This window comes from Anaerolineales bacterium, from assembly GCA_030583885.1.
In the GTDB taxonomy this organism is placed as follows: domain Bacteria; phylum Chloroflexota; class Anaerolineae; order Anaerolineales; family Villigracilaceae; genus Villigracilis.
Genome location: CP129480.1, coordinates 1,319,303 through 1,336,217, shown reverse-complemented (window position 1 = coordinate 1,336,217; position 16,915 = coordinate 1,319,303). Strand labels below are relative to the sequence as shown.

The following is a 16,915-nucleotide window of genomic DNA, read 5'->3' as shown; positions in this document are numbered from 1 at the left end:
GTTATAATGGAGCCATCACAATCCATGCGAAGGCAATACACTCATGACACCTGACGAATCTGCTGAACCGACCCTCATGCCCAACATCACACAGGAAATGTACGCCTCCCTCCCGACCGGGGAACTGGTCCTGTTCGCCGTTCAGCATCTCCACGCAGACGGCGTTCCCGCCACTTTGGAAGAGATCGTTTCCACCTGTTTCAAGTTATTCCCGCACCGCTTCTCGTTGAAGAATTATTTCTACTGGCCCGATTCAGCCCATGTGACCCAGGCGTTGAAGTACGCCAGGGAAAAAGGCCATGTGAAAGACACCCCTACGGAAGGGTTTATCCTGCGTCCCGCAGGCAGGCAGATGGCAAGGCAGGCGGCAAAAGCAATGGGAATTCGCTTCCCCATGCCGCCCAAAGTGGAAAAGAAGACCAGGGACGATGGACCGCAGAAGGTGGTCATTCCAGAACCGCCAAAGAAAGCCGCCGCACCTGCGAAAAAGAAAAAGCAGGCAAGGAAGGTCGGGAAGAAAGCCAAACCAAAGCAAAAACCGAAACAGACGAAACCTGCGAAGAAGACAGTCACCAAACAAAAACCGACGGTTGAAAAGGCAGGTACCCCTGCAAGGAAAAAATCAGCGTCGAAGGTCAAAGCACAATCGCAGAAACCCGTCTCCAAACCCGTGACGACAACGTCCCTGAAAGGGGAAAAGAAAGCACCCATTCGAAAAAAGGAAAAAGCCCCGGCAAAGCCGGCGGTGAAAAAGCCACAGGCGGCGAAACAACTTCCGTTGCCGGCTCCAGCCGTCCCGAAGAAAGAGGCGAAGCCCGTCGTCCGCAAGAAGCCGGCCAAGAAGAAAATCCAGCCGAAGGTCAAAAAGGAAGCGAAGGCCGCCGCCGCAAAAGCACCCGTTGTATCGAGGGAGGAAAAGGTGAAGGCGGGCAAGGTCGTGCGCTTGATGGAGCGGTCGGATGTTTATCGTCAATACAGGAGGAACGGAAAACATTCCAAGATCAGCGAGTTCGATTTCAGGAACATGCTCTTCGCCACCATGGAGTCTTCGGCGGAGACGCTCCGAAGAAACCTCGAACTGTTCAAACGGTATGCCGGCATCCACAACCGGGCAGACCTGATCGATTTTCTTGAATTTTGCGAAGGCAGGTCTGCGCATTTATTGAAACCGCAGGCAAAACCGGCGATGAAGAAGAGATAACGAAAGGTTTATATGGTAAGCAGTAGAAAGTTGCAATACGCCGACCGCGTGGCGATCCAGCAGGCGGACCAGGCGATTCGCAAGGACGTCATGCGCGCGCTGGTGGAGATCATCACCAACGCAAATGACAGTTACTCGCGTCTGGAACAGTCGGGCGGGATATCCAGCGGCGAGATGATCATCGAAGTACAAAGAAAGCGCAAGAATTCGGTCATCCGCGTGAGGGACTTTGCCGAAGGCATGACCGACAAACGCATGGACCGCGTGGTCGGCACGTACGGCGAGGCCACCAGTGGATTGAAGGAGGACCAGCATGTGCGCGGCATGTGGGGACGCGGCTTGAAGGATTCCGTTTTTGGGCTGGGCTACGGGCATGTACGCTCGTTCAAGGGGACGCGCTTTTATTCGTGTTCCCTGCTTTTGAAAAACGGAGTCCCCACCTTCGAGCTGGATGATCCCGTGCCCGCCACGCTGGCATTGCGGAAAAAATACGGCATTCCCGAAGGGAACGGAACATTGATCGAGATCGTCGTCTCGCGCGACGACGTGAAGATGCCGCAGTACAACAACCTGCGCAACTACCTGCAAAGGCATTTTGAACTGCGCCCGATCATGAGCAGTCCGGACCGCAGGATCGTTCTGCGGGATATGGCATCGGGTGTAAAAAGCCGTCAGGAATACGAACTCAGCTACAAGTCGCCGCGCGGCGAAAAAGTGCTGGAGGCAAGCCTGCCGATCGAAGGCTATCCAGCCGAGGCACAGTTGGAGGTCCATCGCTCAGGCATCCAGTTGTCCACACGCGGCGAGGAGGGCGATTATGCCGACGGCGGCCTGCTGGTCATCAGCAGGGACATCGTCATTTCGCTGACCATGCTCAAGTTCGAGAACGACCCGTATGCGGCGTATTTTTACGGCTCGATCCAGTGCGACTACCTGCACGACCTGTTGAAGAACGACGAACCCGTGTTGACCGCGACGCGCGACGGCATCAACTGGACGCATCCGTTCGCGAGGGCCCTGAAGCTGGCGGTGGAGGCAAAACTCGAGCCGTTGATCCAGGAGGAGCGCGAACACGCCATCCACGACGAGCAGACCAAACTGGATAAAAAACTGCGCCGCAAACTGGACCGCGCCCTGCATGAACTGAACACCATTGCCGTGACGGAACTGCGTGAGCAAAAGGACAGTGAAAAAAAGAAAATCGAACTGCCCGAATCGGGCATGGGATTTTTCCCCGAACGCATGTATGTGCAAACAGGTCAGACCGCCACACTGGTATTGCGCGCTGCAGTGAATGAACATGTGAAAATAAACAAAACCGCCACCATCATTTCAAGCAGTTCCGAAGTGATCGTGGCAACACCGCTGGTGCAGCTTAAGCCGCACAAGAACGACCCAACCATCCTCGAAGCGCGCGTGAAAGTGGAAGGCCGGCAGGTGGGCGGGGAAGGCATGGTGACGGCCTATCTCGGCCGGAACCGCGCACAGGCCATGGTGCAGGTGCATTCCAAAAAGGAGGCCATCCCCTCGCCGCCGACGCGCGGCAGCAACGCCCTGTTCACGGACATCCGCTTCGACGACCGCACCGACCCGCGCCAGCGCGTGTATTTCGACCGCGTCAACTCGAGCATCGTCATCGCCACCGCCGCCCCGTCGGTGAAAATCTACCTGGATATAAAAAACCGCCTCGACACGACCGTACAGGGGCAGGTGCTGCTGGCGGAACTCATCACGGAAGCCGTGTGCCGCGAGATCGCGCGCGAAGGCGTGGAAAAGGGGCGTTTCCTTGTGCTCGAAGGCTCCGAGGCGGATGCCATCCAGAACCATTTCATCCGCCTGCAGAACCGATACGCGCACCTGATCCATGAATATATCGTGACCATGGAATAGTTCATGTCATTGCGGGGGCTGGTGGTTGAGCAGGGCGGTTGTTCTTCCCGCCCGTACACTTGCACTGAACGCGAGTGCGGTGTCGAAACCACAGCCCGAAGCAATCACCCACTTAACCGGGAGATTGCTTCGTCGCCCGTCGGGCTCCTCGCAATGACATTAAGAATACTGCGCAATCACCCCTGCGATCAACGCGATCTGACCGAGGTGATAGGCGGCAATGTTGTAGATGCGTCCGTTCGGGATGGGGGCGACGAATTTATTCCAGGCAAGAATGACATCGGAGATATAGAAGAGGAATGCGCCCAGACTGACGAGGAGCGCGGCCCCTGCATCCCACGCGACGTCGGTCAGCTTCAACATGGCGGACAGGAGCATGATCGAGATGACGACCCCGTAGACGGCGATGGGCATGCGCATGCGCCCCCGTCCTTTTGACTCAAGGGGGGCGAGGATCCTGCGGATGACCCGCGCGCCGCCGATGCCGATCATGACCGCCAGCGCGATGCCCCACACCGACATCTGCGGCACAGGGATGTTGAACCCGATAATATAGGCGGCATGCGCCATCAGAAAAGCAACCAGCCCCGCGAGGAAGAGGCGGTCGAGCGAGATCATCAGGAGCACGTCCCCCGCAAGGGACAGAAGAATCCCCAGCCCGAACCAGAGCAGCGCCCCCTCCAACCCGGCGGAGGTGAACAGCCAGAGGAACAGGACGAGCATCACGCCGGGCTTGGCGATGACCTCGAGCCTGAACCAGTTGCGGTGCAGCGCCAGGGCTTCGAGCGCGGCAAGGACGAACGCGGCGATCAAAAAGATGTTCATGAGAGCCTCCCGCCGTTATCGTACCATAGACATTTCAGGATGAATAATGTCGCTGTGAGGCGCCAGCCAAAGCAGCCCCCCTCTTCTACAGGGAGATTGCTTCGCGACGCCAAAGCGCCGCTCGCAATGACATGGAAGATGCTATACTGCAATCATGGCAGCCAAACAGGTTCATCTACAGTGGGACCCCGTGGAACAGTTCATCCTTCAGGATAACGACGGGTACCAGATCATCATGAAGAAGCCGATGGGGGTCAGCCCCGCGGACTTATTGCCGATGGCGTTGATCGGTTGCACGTCGCATGACGTGGTGGAAATTCTTAAGAAACAGCGCCAGGAAGTGCAGCAGCTCAAGGTCACGGCGGAGGCGGTGCAGGACGAAGACCCGCCCTGGCGGTTTCGCAAAATCCACGTCCTGTATCGGGCGGTCGGCAGGGGCATTGAGTTGGAGAAATTAAAGAAGGCGATCGAGATCAGCGAGGAGAAGTATTGCGCGGTGTACGCCACGTTGAAGGATGCGGTCGAGATCACACATGAGGTCGAGGTGACGGAGGCGTGAATTGGGGGTATTTTTTCGCATCACCATCCTCTACCCTTCCAATAAATTCCTGCCTTTGAAATAATCCGAGACCGCCATGTCGAAGGGACGTTTGCCTTTTTTGGCGGCGATCTTTTGATATTTGGCGCGGACGGTTTCATCCGCCATGGCGGCGCGGGCGTATGCCACCGCCTTCTTGAAGCGCTGGCGATGCGCCTTCTGCGCCCTGCTCCATTTGACGTTGGACATGTCGGGGAGTTTGACGAGGGTCATTTCGCCCGTGTGCGAACGGCGAAAGACGGCGCCGCCCAGTTTTCCCTGTATCCTGCGCACCATGGGGTGAAGGGTGATCTTTGCCATGCCTGCTCCTGCCTTCCCGTTGTGTGGATGCGACAAACATCCTGTACTTATCCTGTACTGGTTCTGTATTGGACCTGGGGTTTTCGACCGTTTCCGCATCATTATAGCGCCGATCCAGGCGGGATGGAAGCCTGTATCCTCCAAAATGAGAAAACACTGGGATGGATGTCCCAGTGTTTTCTCATTTCTTCCTATTGACAAGGTTCTCGTCGTCTTCACCCCACAACAGCGGATTTGCCTCAATGTAATCGGTTTTGTTTTGCAGGTCTTTCCCGTCGCGGATGATGTGTTCGTAGTAATTACGCTGCCAGAATTTTGTAACCACCCCGGCATTCTCCACCTTGTTCATTTCCTTCGTGGATTGATATTTGAAATACGCAATTATTTGTCCCAATGTCGGCGTTCCATTGAATACCCGTAGCGGGGTTTTCCCGCCCAAGTTCTGACCAGACATATCGTTATTCTCTGAAATTGAATTTTCACCATCATCCTTGGGCACGGAGACCGTGCCCCTGCGTTCCCCAACAATAAAAATAATCCCATGAATATGATTCGGCATAATCACAAATGCCCCTGTTTCCACATTCGGAAAATGGGCAGGTATCTCCCCCCACCATTTCTGAACAATCTCCCCATACGGACTCAACATCATTTCGCCATTCACAATGTTTCCAAACAGAAATTCTCTCCGCCACGTCACAATGGTGACGAAATACGCGCCTTCTTGCGAATAATCGTATCCCTGTAAACGAATGGAACGACGATGGTGTTTTTGCGGGTCAAATTTGGTCATGGATAAATTTGTCGCAATGCGATTTCCACCATCCCCTCATCAGGCGGACATTCCCCACGCATCAAAAACACCGGGACATCCATCCCAGTGTTTTCTTGTTATTGCAAGTCCTCGGGCTTTAACCCAGTGACCTTGGCCATGCGCGCCAGCATTTGGGGGCCGATTTCTTCCTTGTCGTGAAACGCGAAAACAACATCCGCCCAACCAGCGCGTTCCAATATTTTATGCGAGCCTGCCTGCCGTTTGACCCGCCAGCCGATTCTCTCCAATGCCGCAAGCAGACGTTTCGCTTTGATACTTTTCCAGCCGCTCATGCCATCGAGAAGGAGAACATCAATGCAGGGACGGCCTCCCCGTTTTCAAGGCGATCTGCGACCACACGCAATGCCAATGCTTGAGCGCGCGCCACCGCATCATCAGGGTCTTTGCCATAGACCATCACCCCTGGCAATTCCTTGACCTCAGCCAGCCAGCGGCCATCTTCTTCCTGTTCATATTCAACAGTAAAATTCATTTCGACCTGCCTTTCATACCCTTATTCTACCTGTTTTCCCGACTCTCCATTCCACCACAAACCAAAAACACTGGGACATCCATCCCAGTGTTCTCGCGTTACTCAATCCCTTTGACCCATTTCACCTTGAAAGGTTTCAGCGAATTGACCAGCCTCATATCTGCTGTCCATAAATCGATTTCCATCCACTCTGCCAAAGCCAGGTAGTGGGCATCATACGTAGCAGGGAGGTTGTACCGCATGGCAATTTCCTTGGCACGTGGATGCAAATCAGAAACAGTGACCAGTTCAATGGGAAGCGCAAGAGCCGCTCTTAACGTCGTTTCAACAGCCTCGGGTGGGTAAATCCCCGCCTTGTAATATCGATACAGCCCATTGGTTACTTCGTAAAATAACAATGATGGCGCAACGATTTTTACTTCATCTGTCATCCAACTTTCCCAAAGATCGGTAGTTGCGTCCGAAGTGACAAGCCTTGTGACGACACTCGCATCAATGCAAAGCGCTGAGGAGTTGTTCATCTCTTTCCTCCCTGCCCTGGCGTATAATTTCTGCTGGATCTGGCAACTTGCGACCCTTCAGTGCCGCGCGGACTGTCTTACGGGACTCTTCCAGCAACCTGCGCCAGTCTGTTTGACTTTTTGCCGCGACCAATTGGTCGTATGCCTTCTTGGAAAGGACAACGACCTCTGCTTTGCCGCCGCGCTCCACAATGACAGGGGCGATCTTGGCTTGTTTCATCACATCGCCAAAGTTGATTCGGGCTTTTGTGGCGCTGATTGTCTTGAGCATGGTTACCTCTTGATTGATTAATCGATTAATCAATCGAAAATATACTCTCAGACTGACCTTTTGTCAATTCCACCTCAAATCAAAAACACTGGGACATTCATCCCAGTGTTCTCTCGTTATTTCTGAAACGCTCGCTTTGGATGCAATTTTCCCTTGCAGTGCAGTATCAATAGTGGTATCATCAGCGCATGCCCAAAATCGCAGACATCATTACGGAAATGAAGCGCAACCCGAAGGGAATCCGCTTTCAGGACCTCTGTAAAGTTTGCGACCATTATTTTGGAGAAGCGCGTCAGTCAGGGAGCAGTCATAGAGTGTACAAAACTCCCTGGCAGGGCGACCCGCGTGTGAACATTCAAAATGACAAAGGCGTGGCGAAGGCATACCAAGTGAAACAGGTATTAAAGACGATCGAACGACTGGAGGCAGAAGGATATGTTGAAAAATGACCGTTATACCTACCGCATTACCTGGTCGGAAGACGATCAGGAATATGTGGGACTGTGCATTGAATTCCCCAGCCTGAGTTGGTTGGACGAAAACCCCGAAGCCGCGCTATCTGGCATTCGTCAGGTCGTTGCGGATGTGGTGAAGGATATGAAATCAAACGGCGAGACTCCGCCTGAACCGCTTGCCAGCAAACACTTTAGCGGAAAGTTCATGGTGCGCATTCCGCCTGAATTACATCGTAAACTCGCCATTGAAGCGCAGGAGGAAGGCATCAGCCTCAACCGCCTTGCCGCGGATAAGCTTAGAAAGCAAGACGTATAACCAAAAACACTGGGACATTCATCCCAGTGTTCTCGCGTTATTTCGAAATTCAATCTATTCCTTCTCTTTCAAATACTTTTGTGCCGCCAACATGAACTCACGTGCTTGATGGATCATGGTGGCCACAATATCATCTTCGATGTCCGTATCCACACCATAATCACCTGTGATGCGCCTGTCGAACCCGTCACGCATCCAGCGGTGAAATTTTGGGTCGAGCGCTTTGGTTTTCGCAAAATTCTTTCCATACGCCGCAATGACCTGACCGTGCTCGGCTGAATTTCAAATCGAACTCGTTATACAGCAACGCCTCAGCGACATAAAACATTGCATAATAAGCGCGACCTGCCGCAAACTCTGCTTTGTTGATATTCAACAAGGCTTCAGCGGCTTCGATGGCATCCAACGCTTTACTGAACAGTTTACTGGAATAGTCCTTCATGCAGGCAGTCCCTCTTTGCGGATGTTGTAGATGAGCGGTCTTTCATCGCTGGCTGTATTCCATTGGATTTCTTTGACGAAGATACAGCTCACCGTGACGTCATACTCTAAAGAAACATCGCTTGCCAACTGGCTGATCTTGCTTTGCTCTTTCCAGTAATTTTTGTAGTTCTCCAGCAAAATCATCACGTCCACATCCGAACCCTCGCGGTAATCCCCGCGCGCATAGGACCCGTACAAGTAGACGGCTTTGAGCTTATCCCCATAAATGCGGACAAGCCCTTCCTTGAACTCTTTCATGAGTCTGCGTATCTTTGCAGGGACTTTGGCTTTCATGTCCCTATTTTACCTGTTTTCCCAACTCTTTATCCTAAGCGTGACAGCCCCCTTCCCTTTAGGGAAGGGCGGGGGGATAGATCCCTTCCCAGTGTTCGCTCGTTTATTCCTTTTCCAATGCTATAATTAACTTATGGACGCAGGATTTGACATCAAGTTCTACCGCGAACGCTGGAAAGCCGTCGAAGAAATCGAACGGCAGGAACTCCGCGCCATGACACCGGAACAACATTGGAAACAGATCAACAATCTTATTCGTTTCGCCCTTGAAAACAGTTTAACCCGCAATGACAACGATGGCGAAATGGAAGTCTTTCAGCGTTGGACAAAGTTGAGGGGAGCCGCATGAAGTTGGATAAAGGTATCGAGCCGTTTCGTGCAACAATCGAAGCCCTGCAAAGGCTTCTTGAAAAATTTGGCAATCGCGGCGTGATCATTGGCGGCATTGCTGTCGGCTTTTTGGGCAGACCCCGCCTCACCGAAGACGTGGATGCGATGTTTTTACTTTCCATTCAGGATATTTCCAAATTTCTTGAAGCGGCAAAGAATGAAAATATCGAGCCAAGAATCCAAAATGCAGATGAGTTTGCGCAAAAGAACCGCGTTCTTTTACTTCGGCACACTCCCACTGAAACGAACGTTGATATTTCTCTCGGCATCATGCCCTTTGAAGAAGAGATGGTCGAAAGAGGCGTCGTTCGATCAACCGCCACGCTTTCGGTGCGCCTTCCCACTCCCGAAGATTTGATTATCATGAAAGCCGTCGCACATCGACCTAAAGACCTGGAGGATATCCGCACGATCATTGATAAACATCCAACACTCGACGTTGACCGTATCGGCAAGTGGACAAAATCCTTTGCGGACATTCTCGACATGCCCGCCTTGTGGACCGACATCGAAGGGATGTTCAAATAGAAACTCGGAAGCCAAAACTTCCGAGTTTTCGTTTACCTGCTTTTCCGCATCCATTCCGCAAGCGGACCAGCCCCCTTCCCTTCAGGGAAGGGCGGGGGGATAGGTCCCGCCCCAGTGTTCTCTCGTTACTCTGAAACGCTCGCGTTGAGCAAAATCGCTATGTTCTCGGCTCGTTCTCTTGCATCTTCGCGCTCGTCATGTTCCGAGCAAACGCAGATTTCACGCTTTTCCGTCTGGTCAATGACCACAAATGTACTTCCATCAAACTGACTGACAATATACCTTTGCATGACTTATCTCCCTTTCAATTTCATCCGATATCGACCGCGCCCAACAAAATCAAGAATATTTTTGTCCCTCAAAAACTGCAATTGTTGACGTATCTTCGCTTTCACGTTGTTGTTTGCTGGATGTTTGGCTTTCAAATATCCTTCAAATGCATAAACATCATCGAGCGAAAATTCCTCTTTTCCGATTTTTTCAACACATACCAAAACATCCAAAAGCCAGCCTTTTGATTCGATGTTGTGTGTGGTTTTGACGAATTCGGTTTTGCTCCACTTTTCCAGAACTTCATCCTTGCTTTTCACAATGCCATTTTGAACAAAGAAGATTTTTCCCAATTCAGGGATATTGCTGACATCAATATTACAGCCAACCCAGCCAGCCCTTCGTGCAGTATGCGCGAGTGCCTTTCTTTTTTCGATAATTGAAGGAACAAAGAAGTACTTTGGAATGGTCAGGAAGTTCCGCACATCCAGCGTGGACTTGTCATATGTGAGAAAAAAGAAATTCGGGTTGTTGTCTGCTTGCAGACGTTGAATCATGGTGGCGTATGCCCCATCCACGATTTTCTTGCCCATTGCCCCGCTTTTTGATTTCAATTCGTATTCTTCCGAGCAGTGACCGCAATAAAAATCAGCGACGGGAGTATTATTCTCAAAGCGACTTAACCCGCCCCCGCAACACGGACAAAACGCAGACCGATTCACCCACCCTTCCGTCATCACGCGGATTTTCTGAACTGGACTCGAATACAGTTTTGTGACATTAATAAGCATATTCAATCTGAAACTCATAATCAACGCTTAATAGCCAAACCTTTCGAAGCAATTTTTGCATTTACAACCTGCGCTTTTTCTTTCAAACTGATAGTCAAATTTGATACAATTGGCTTACTTGGAGTATTTTTATGATAAAAGCTTCGTATGTAATATTTCGATATCTAACGTTTGCAGATTATTATAATATCTATAAGCCCTCTGGCTCTGAAGCAAGGGGTGGTGGGCAAACATATATTGATTTTGGAATCGGATCTGTTACACGGGAGAACTGGCAAGATTTTTTCAACAATGCAAGAAACGTTGTATCTAATCTTGAAGGCACAGCATTAAGGTGGGAATTTACCATAAAAAGTATCGGAATAAACAGGAATCAGACAATAACAATATATCAGCGGAGAGAGCAAACTTTTTCAATTGCAGCCCAAAGAATAGGTAGTGACCATTCGAATAGAGTATGGGCTTGGCATCCTGATTATGGTTTTCCATCACCAAGTAACCCTGCTGATAGACAATCAAGACCTGATGATTTAGCTGTTTATCTTGTTCGATGTAATAATGGAACAATTTGGGCAGGGTGGTTTCAAGGCAGGCTCCCCTGCCAAGATGCCAATACCAATGAAATTTTAAGCACCATGACAAATGCAGACTCCCGTAATGGATACTCGGGTTTTTTGGATTTGACTGAACAAAACATATTTATCAATGAACAAAATATCCAAACTACATTTGTCTCACAAACTACTGAAGTTTATAGACCCGCAATTAACAGGAATACTCGCAGACAAGTACAACTCGCTGAAGAGATTACTACTGACGAATTACTTGATAACGATTTTGAAACAGGCGGTCAGCAGAATCGAAGAGTTCAATTAGTTCTTCAAAGGAATAAAAGAGCCGTTAGAGATTTAAAAAGGCTATACAATGGGGAATGTCAAATATCTGGCAGTCAGTTTACATTTACGAAACTTGATGGGAGTCTGTACTCCGAAGCACATCACTTAATTCCCCTTGGTTTACAAGGCGCAGATTCTCCCTTTAATATCATCATAGTTAGCCCACTTATTCATAGAATGTTGCACTATGCTTCAGTAGAAGGGTTAGATCTTTCTAGGATTTCTGAAGATAACACTTTGGAATTCCAAATAAACGGGCAATCTTATGTACTGCGCTGGCATCCATCACACGCCGCTTTAGTCAGGAGACATCAACAAGAATAACAGCTCTATTTATGTCTTCGTAAATCAATTAGATATTCTGTAATTTCAGGACGGCTTTCTTCAGCGCGACTTTTAAATCTTTTGTACGCAAACTTAGAAAGAGTTACCCGACCAAATTTACTGAGATAATCAAATAACTCATCAATGGTCAGTAGCCCTTCATCACTATAACTTATCAAATAACGATCACAACGCATATTATTGATTATGGAAGAAAAAGCATCTCTAATCTTAACTTTTGAGCAAAAGTTAGAATACTGATCTCGCCAAGGACGCAAACCGCTTACACCAACTGCTTCTGGCTCATCTTCGCGAGCTAACGTCTCCAAAATATGATAATTTGCAGCGTACTGCCTTTTCATATAAGGAGGATCGATGTAACACAAATCACCTTGCAAATCAGGAGCAAGTTCTTCTGCGTATCCTTGGAGGACTTTATGATTTCCTTTATCAGGTAAAATCATCAATTGTGTGGTTGACAACTTAATGTCTGTTAGAGAGCGCCCTCGTAGAACAGAAAGAAAATGTCCATAAGTGCCCGCAATGTTTGCAACATCGTTTGCTGCCATTATTAAGTCGTGTAAAAGCAAAGAACGTTCAAGGTCATCAATAAGTCCGTTTAAGAAAAGGGTTTTTATTTCTTTACGAATAGCATCAATTCGTTTTGCATTACTTGGGGAAAAGTAATTTCGTGGACTACACCCATTAGTAGGACTTCCCTCGCTACTAAATTCTCTCCAAAAATACCCTTCAATTGGCTTAGTATTATTTAGGTGATCAATAACAGCCTCATAATTTGAAGTTTGAAAGAGGCTTAACTGCTTTGTAAAATTTTTTGACAAGATTTTTTTAGCTGACTGAAATTGGGGTTCTTGAGTAAATAATAGTGCAGTGCGACAATGATGATACGAGAAAGTCATAAGATCGCAGGCTGTTACAAAAAAACCATTTTTCCGAAACTCAGTACTTACAGCACCTGTACCTGCCATTAAATCAATAACTTGACCACCATTAGGCAATATTGAATTAGCCTTAGCTAGGATACGTGGAAGTATCTTCGTTTTTGCTCCTATATACCTATACCCCATTAGATTTCCTCATCTTTTGGTCAAATATGTCACTTTGACTTATATTCAATAACACTCGAACTGGGCGCAATTTTTCAATCGATGACAAAGTAGAATAAATCAAATTGTAATCAGACTTATGCAATCCATATAGTTTGGCGACCAAGTTTTCAACTTTCGCATCTAATGAATCGGAAATTTTTTTTCCTGCTTTTAGCGAATTGCGCAACTCACTAATTACAATTTTGCTGTTAGATATTTTATTCATTTTCTCATACAGATTGTCTGGAATAGGCAATTCTCTAATATGTTTGAGCGTCAAGTAAGGATGAGATCTCCATTCAATTTCGCCAAACCTTTTTATTATGTAGTAATACATTACTCTTGAATTTAATATTGCAAGGTACAGCTCAAGGGGTAATTGAGCAAAATCATTTTTGGGTCTTAATACAAAACTATAAACGACTTGATTTGTAAGCGCCCCAGAATAATCAATCGAAGCAGTAAGACCAACACCAGTCTTTCTAACAAGAATTTTTGGACAATTATATTTACTCAAGTTTTTATAATTAACCCCTTTTCTAGATGGATCTATGAAATAATACTTATCAATCTGATATCTAGAAATAGACTCTCCAACAACAATAGGTAAATACCCTTCCAGTTGCTCATGATTTATTATGCGAGTTGTTTTCGCAACATCAATATCAATTGAAGCTCCACATTTTTGGCATTTTTTTTCGATATGAGTTGGGGTAGGTGACCATCTTAAACAATTGGTGCACTGAGTTACAGAACCTCGTTTAGAAAGTTCGACACCGCGGGAAGAATCAAGAGCATCACTTATAGAATTCTTTGACTTACCAATGGTTTTTATAAGATTTTCTTCTTTAACCGTTGTGTCAATATCAAATAAATATTGCCCATCTTGAACAAAACGAGATTGGGGAACAAAATGATTGACTTGCTTCTCCACGTCCTTAAACGGAATACTGAAATTTAACAGATCACTTCTTAATTGAGGAGTTAAACGCATACATTCAACTTTTGAACCTTCAGACGGAAGCGCATTCTTAACAATTAGCAATGCACAACCTCTAAAAACATCTGGGAAGAATCCTTCTCCTAATCTTGCAAGATAAAGAATTTTCGTATGTGTCGATATTAGCTTTCGTAAAGAACGGCGTTCAATCGCAAAAAGCGAATCTGGAATGATGAAAGCCAAAACGCCACCAGGCTTAACTAGCTTCAATGAAAGTTCAAAAAACAAGTCAGATGTGTCGAACTGACCTTGTAAAAGAGAAAATACTGACGTTACAAGATTGTTTCGGAAAGACGATATATCAGCTCCCCAAGGCGGATTTGCAATCACAATATCAAACCCATCTGGCGCACCAAACCGCTTCTTAATAGAAGCCATAGATTTTTCTGAAGAAAGTAGAAGCGAATTGAATGTAAATGTCTTTGGTGGCTTTTGAATTTTTTCATAAGCCACCATTTTTTGAATCTCGGCACTAGAGTAAGAAACCGAATTTTTATCAATGTCGATTCCACATAGCATTTCTGTCGGGTCTAGTTTAGAAACGTCAATTGACCTTCCAACATTATTTTTATCACTAACTGCACGCCAAAAAGCAGTTAAAAGCTCCCCTTTTCCACAAGCTGGGTCAAGCACTCTTAACTGAGAAAGTGACCTTCTTTTGGATGCCTTTTCTTCAAGAAGGTAGTAGTGAAGCGTCTTGCGCGCCACATGATCAGCTAACAATCTCGGTGTATAAACAACACCATTGCGTTTAACAAGTATGTCTGATGTTTTCATTTTCTGTTATGTATTTGGCAAAATATATTCAGGTAAGTATGACGAGAATTATTTTATAAATATTTGCCTTTATGTATCTTGAATAGATTTTTTGAAGTAGTTATTATAACCACAAGCTAAAGCAAGAAGCATTGTTCGTTTTCAAATTAGTCATTATTCAGCTCTACCCACCAAACCCCAACTCCCTCAAATTCTCCTCGCGGGATTTCTTCCCACCGCCCCCCATCTCTTTCCAAAACGCCTCATCATACCTTCTCGACCGTACAGGCAAAGGCATCGGCACACCCCAGCCGAGCAGCAGCACCTCTTCCTTGGGCTGCAAACGCGCCAGCATCCCGCGCAGCGAGTCGCGCCCTGAAAGACCCGAAAGTACCGCCTGAATATCCAGGTCATCGCCCAGCCAGCCGCTGATGCGCGTGCCCAACTGACTCATCACCTCATCATAGATCTGCGACGGACGCTGGTCCACGATCAACAGCGTCACATAATATTTGCGCAGCTCGCGCGCGATGGTCGCAAAGGTCGTCTGCGCCGCCATCTCGCGGTTGAGCAGTTTATGCGCCTCCTCTACCACAATGATCAACGGCTTCGGCTCCGCTTTGCCGTGCGTGCGGAACTCATTCGTCTTCTTCTCCCACGCCGCGCGGATCTTTCTCGTCAACAAATTCGACACCAGCAGATAATCCAGGTCACTCTCATGCTCGCCGAACGACAGCACCACATGCTTGCCCGCCTCCAACGACTGGATGATCTGCGCCACCGAATCCGCCGCGGCTTGGTCCACGATATAGGGCTTGCCGAACAGTCTGCGCAGTTTGTCATGAAGCGCTTCCGCCGCCATCACATTCACGCCGTTCTCCATCGCCCACTTCGCCACGCTCCCCTCCGCTGGCACTTCCTTCGTCTTGCCCCTTTCATCTTCGATCATCACCGTCTCACGGCTCATCGCACGAAACGCCGCAAACCACTTATCCTTGAACGTGCCATACAACGCATTCAGGATCGTCGGCGTGGTCTCGCGCAGATTCAACTCGCGTGAAAGCGTCTCAATATCAGATGTGGAAATGTCTCCCGTGGAGATTTCCAAATTAAAGTCGACTTGATTGCCTCTGATAGTGCTTCCTGCTCCCAAGCCAACGCATCGGACTCCGCCCTTGAACAGGGTCTTCAATCCCTTCACGGCTTTTTTCGTGTCCGAAGCCACATCGTCAAACCCATACTCGTTGTGCATATCCAGCACCAGCACCGCCGCCTGATCCCGCTTCATCAAGCCCGCCAGCACCAAGCGCGTCAGGAACGACTTGCCCGTGCCCGTCGCCCCGAAGACTCCCGACGAGCGCTGCACAAACTTATCGAGATTCACGCAGACGGGATGTCCCTGCTCGCGGGTATACCCGATGACGAAGTTGCCGTCCTTGTTCGGGTCACCGAAAATCTCGGCGATATCGCCCTCATTCGCCAGCGACACAACCGCATGGTGCGGCGGGATATTTTTGACGGGCAAAATGCGCGGCGCATCTTTCAAGCCCGCATCGATTTTCGCCTGCCAATCTTTATACTCAGGCGTGCCCAATTCGGGACCCACCTCCAGCATCAAATTCGGCAGCACCTCAAGGTTCGCATACAATGTTTGTCCATGCAGCGCCTTGGCGATCTGCGCGGGGAAACGCACCTCCGTCTGCTCATCCGCAAAACGCGGGTCGGTTGCGCCGAGGTTGATGTCGGTCACGATGCCGTAGTAATTCCAATGTCCGCTCTGGATGACGACAAACGCCCCCTCCTGAATCTCCTGCGGAGAAACCGTGAGCCGCACGCGGAAATTCTCCTTCAATCCGCCACCGACCAGGTAGCCAATTTTTACGCGCTGATTTTGCATAAGAACTCCGTTCTTGAATTTTTGATTTTAGAAGTTTGATTTTAGATTACTGGTAAGTCGTGTCCGCTTTCCATGTTTTTATTTGAGGTTTGCTCTGGCTGTTTTAATGGAGGCGGTAAAGATGGCGACCAACTCGTCGGCTTCTTTCATCAGGTCTTTCAGTTTATCCGCAGGGATAATGCCTGCTTCTTGCAGCATTTCCATCCAATACAAACATTCATCGGCTTCTTCGAGTGAAATGCCAGCCTTGGCAACAAAATCCGCTTTGGAGCGCCCGCGGCACGCCGCCCGATAATTCGCTCCCACCGACATCCCTGAACGCAGCAACTGATTGCCAATTGTCCGCGCCGTTTGCGTGCTCGGCAAAGACTCCACCAATCGAATCACACGCAACCCAAACTGCTTTGTCCGCTTTTTCAAGTCACTCTCGTTCATTGCAAACTCCTGCGCCATTCACCAATCTAAAATCTACACTCAAAAATCAAAAATGCAC

Annotated in this window: 24 protein-coding genes; 8 read left to right on the top strand and 16 right to left on the bottom strand. The window is 48.6% G+C overall.

What is annotated here, in order from left to right; genetic code table 11:
* Window positions 1–43 precede the first annotated feature (43 nt).
* Complete coding sequence (locus QY332_06685) at window positions 44–1,201, top strand: hypothetical protein (GenBank protein ID WKZ37618.1); 1,158 nt, start codon at window positions 44–46, stop codon at window positions 1,199–1,201.
* 12 nt (window positions 1,202–1,213) lie between these two features.
* Entirely contained in the window at window positions 1,214–3,091 is a 1,878-nt protein-coding gene (locus QY332_06680; protein ID WKZ37617.1) for an ATP-binding protein, read from the top strand.
* A 159-nt stretch (window positions 3,092–3,250) separates the two neighbouring features.
* Here QY332_06680 and QY332_06675 read toward each other — a convergent pair whose 3' ends face one another.
* Window positions 3,251–3,916: a lysoplasmalogenase gene (locus QY332_06675; GenBank protein WKZ37616.1), complete on the bottom strand. Its 666-nt coding sequence runs from the start codon at window positions 3,914–3,916 to the stop codon at window positions 3,251–3,253.
* 154 nt (window positions 3,917–4,070) lie between these two features.
* Between QY332_06675 and QY332_06670 the strand changes: the two genes are divergently transcribed.
* Window positions 4,071–4,475 carry an OsmC family protein gene (locus tag QY332_06670; protein ID WKZ37615.1) on the top strand — a complete coding sequence of 135 codons (405 nt, stop codon included), beginning with the start codon at window positions 4,071–4,073 and terminating at the stop codon, window positions 4,473–4,475.
* Window positions 4,476–4,505: 30 nt separating this feature from the next.
* Here the strand turns inward: QY332_06670 and QY332_06665 are convergent, their stop codons facing one another.
* The 6 genes from QY332_06665 to QY332_06640 form a co-directional block, all read right to left on the bottom strand.
* Window positions 4,506–4,814, bottom strand: coding sequence for a hypothetical protein (locus QY332_06665; protein WKZ37614.1), 309 nt, complete (start codon window positions 4,812–4,814; stop codon window positions 4,506–4,508).
* 181 nt (window positions 4,815–4,995) lie between these two features.
* Window positions 4,996–5,607: a hypothetical protein gene (locus tag QY332_06660; GenBank protein ID WKZ37613.1), complete on the bottom strand. Its 612-nt coding sequence runs from the start codon at window positions 5,605–5,607 to the stop codon at window positions 4,996–4,998.
* Between the two features lie 98 nt (window positions 5,608–5,705).
* Window positions 5,706–5,921: a type II toxin-antitoxin system HicA family toxin gene (locus QY332_06655; GenBank protein WKZ37612.1), complete on the bottom strand. Its 216-nt coding sequence runs from the start codon at window positions 5,919–5,921 to the stop codon at window positions 5,706–5,708.
* Window positions 5,918–6,121, bottom strand: coding sequence for a type II toxin-antitoxin system HicB family antitoxin (locus QY332_06650; GenBank protein ID WKZ37611.1), 204 nt, complete (start codon window positions 6,119–6,121; stop codon window positions 5,918–5,920). Before QY332_06650 ends, QY332_06655 begins: the two co-directional genes overlap by 4 nt.
* 98 nt (window positions 6,122–6,219) lie before the next feature.
* Window positions 6,220–6,642, bottom strand: a complete 423-nt coding sequence (locus QY332_06645) for a type II toxin-antitoxin system VapC family toxin (protein ID WKZ37610.1) — start codon at window positions 6,640–6,642, stop codon at window positions 6,220–6,222.
* A complete protein-coding gene (locus QY332_06640; GenBank protein ID WKZ37609.1) occupies window positions 6,614–6,913 on the bottom strand; it encodes a type II toxin-antitoxin system prevent-host-death family antitoxin in 300 nt (99 codons plus the stop codon). Before QY332_06640 ends, QY332_06645 begins: the two co-directional genes overlap by 29 nt.
* Window positions 6,914–7,101: 188 nt before the next feature.
* Here QY332_06640 and QY332_06635 point away from each other — a divergent pair, with 188 nt between their 5' ends.
* Window positions 7,102–7,362, top strand: a complete 261-nt coding sequence (locus tag QY332_06635; GenBank protein WKZ37608.1) for a hypothetical protein — start codon at window positions 7,102–7,104, stop codon at window positions 7,360–7,362.
* Window positions 7,349–7,684 (top strand): type II toxin-antitoxin system HicB family antitoxin, encoded by a 336-nt coding sequence (locus tag QY332_06630; GenBank protein WKZ37607.1) that lies wholly within the window; start codon window positions 7,349–7,351, stop codon window positions 7,682–7,684. Before QY332_06635 ends, QY332_06630 begins: the two co-directional genes overlap by 14 nt.
* A gap of 54 nt (window positions 7,685–7,738) precedes the next feature.
* Here the strand turns inward: QY332_06630 and QY332_06625 are convergent, their stop codons facing one another.
* Genes QY332_06625 through QY332_06615 form a run of 3 tightly spaced genes read right to left on the bottom strand, consistent with a single transcriptional unit; the run spans window position 7,739 to window position 8,461 of the window.
* Entirely contained in the window at window positions 7,739–7,879 is a 141-nt protein-coding gene (locus QY332_06625) for a hypothetical protein (GenBank protein WKZ37606.1), read from the bottom strand.
* Window positions 7,872–8,126 carry a HEPN domain-containing protein gene (locus QY332_06620; protein WKZ37605.1) on the bottom strand — a complete coding sequence of 85 codons (255 nt, stop codon included), beginning with the start codon at window positions 8,124–8,126 and terminating at the stop codon, window positions 7,872–7,874. Before QY332_06620 ends, QY332_06625 begins: the two co-directional genes overlap by 8 nt.
* Window positions 8,123–8,461, bottom strand: coding sequence for a nucleotidyltransferase domain-containing protein (locus QY332_06615; protein WKZ37604.1), 339 nt, complete (start codon window positions 8,459–8,461; stop codon window positions 8,123–8,125). Before QY332_06615 ends, QY332_06620 begins: the two co-directional genes overlap by 4 nt.
* A 133-nt stretch (window positions 8,462–8,594) precedes the next feature.
* Between QY332_06615 and QY332_06610 the strand changes: the two genes are divergently transcribed.
* Complete coding sequence (locus QY332_06610; GenBank protein ID WKZ37603.1) at window positions 8,595–8,810, top strand: hypothetical protein; 216 nt, start codon at window positions 8,595–8,597, stop codon at window positions 8,808–8,810.
* A complete protein-coding gene (locus QY332_06605; protein ID WKZ37602.1) occupies window positions 8,807–9,379 on the top strand; it encodes a nucleotidyltransferase in 573 nt (190 codons plus the stop codon). The genes QY332_06610 and QY332_06605 overlap by 4 nt, the downstream gene beginning before the upstream one ends.
* A gap of 125 nt (window positions 9,380–9,504) precedes the next feature.
* Here QY332_06605 and QY332_06600 read toward each other — a convergent pair whose 3' ends face one another.
* Window positions 9,505–9,669: a hypothetical protein gene (locus QY332_06600; GenBank protein ID WKZ37601.1), complete on the bottom strand. Its 165-nt coding sequence runs from the start codon at window positions 9,667–9,669 to the stop codon at window positions 9,505–9,507.
* 3 nt (window positions 9,670–9,672) lie between these two features.
* Window positions 9,673–10,440, bottom strand: coding sequence for a DpnI domain-containing protein (locus tag QY332_06595; protein WKZ37600.1), 768 nt, complete (start codon window positions 10,438–10,440; stop codon window positions 9,673–9,675).
* A 131-nt stretch (window positions 10,441–10,571) separates the two neighbouring features.
* Here QY332_06595 and QY332_06590 point away from each other — a divergent pair, with 131 nt between their 5' ends.
* On the top strand, window positions 10,572–11,660 hold the full coding sequence (locus tag QY332_06590; protein ID WKZ37599.1) for a hypothetical protein: 1,089 nt from the start codon (window positions 10,572–10,574) through the stop codon (window positions 11,658–11,660).
* Window positions 11,661–11,665: 5 nt separating this feature from the next.
* Here QY332_06590 and QY332_06585 read toward each other — a convergent pair whose 3' ends face one another.
* From QY332_06585 to QY332_06570, 4 genes are all read right to left on the bottom strand, one after another.
* The gene (locus QY332_06585) at window positions 11,666–12,748 is read right to left on the bottom strand and encodes a DNA adenine methylase (protein ID WKZ37598.1); all 1,083 of its coding nucleotides are present in this window, start codon (window positions 12,746–12,748) and stop codon (window positions 11,666–11,668) included.
* Window positions 12,738–14,546, bottom strand: a complete 1,809-nt coding sequence (locus QY332_06580) for a TaqI-like C-terminal specificity domain-containing protein (GenBank protein WKZ37597.1) — start codon at window positions 14,544–14,546, stop codon at window positions 12,738–12,740. Before QY332_06580 ends, QY332_06585 begins: the two co-directional genes overlap by 11 nt.
* 163 nt (window positions 14,547–14,709) lie before the next feature.
* Entirely contained in the window at window positions 14,710–16,422 is a 1,713-nt protein-coding gene (locus QY332_06575; GenBank protein WKZ37596.1) for an ATP-binding protein, read from the bottom strand.
* Between the two features lie 78 nt (window positions 16,423–16,500).
* Entirely contained in the window at window positions 16,501–16,857 is a 357-nt protein-coding gene (locus QY332_06570) for a four helix bundle protein (GenBank protein ID WKZ37595.1), read from the bottom strand.
* Between the last annotated feature and the right edge of the window lie 58 nt (window positions 16,858–16,915).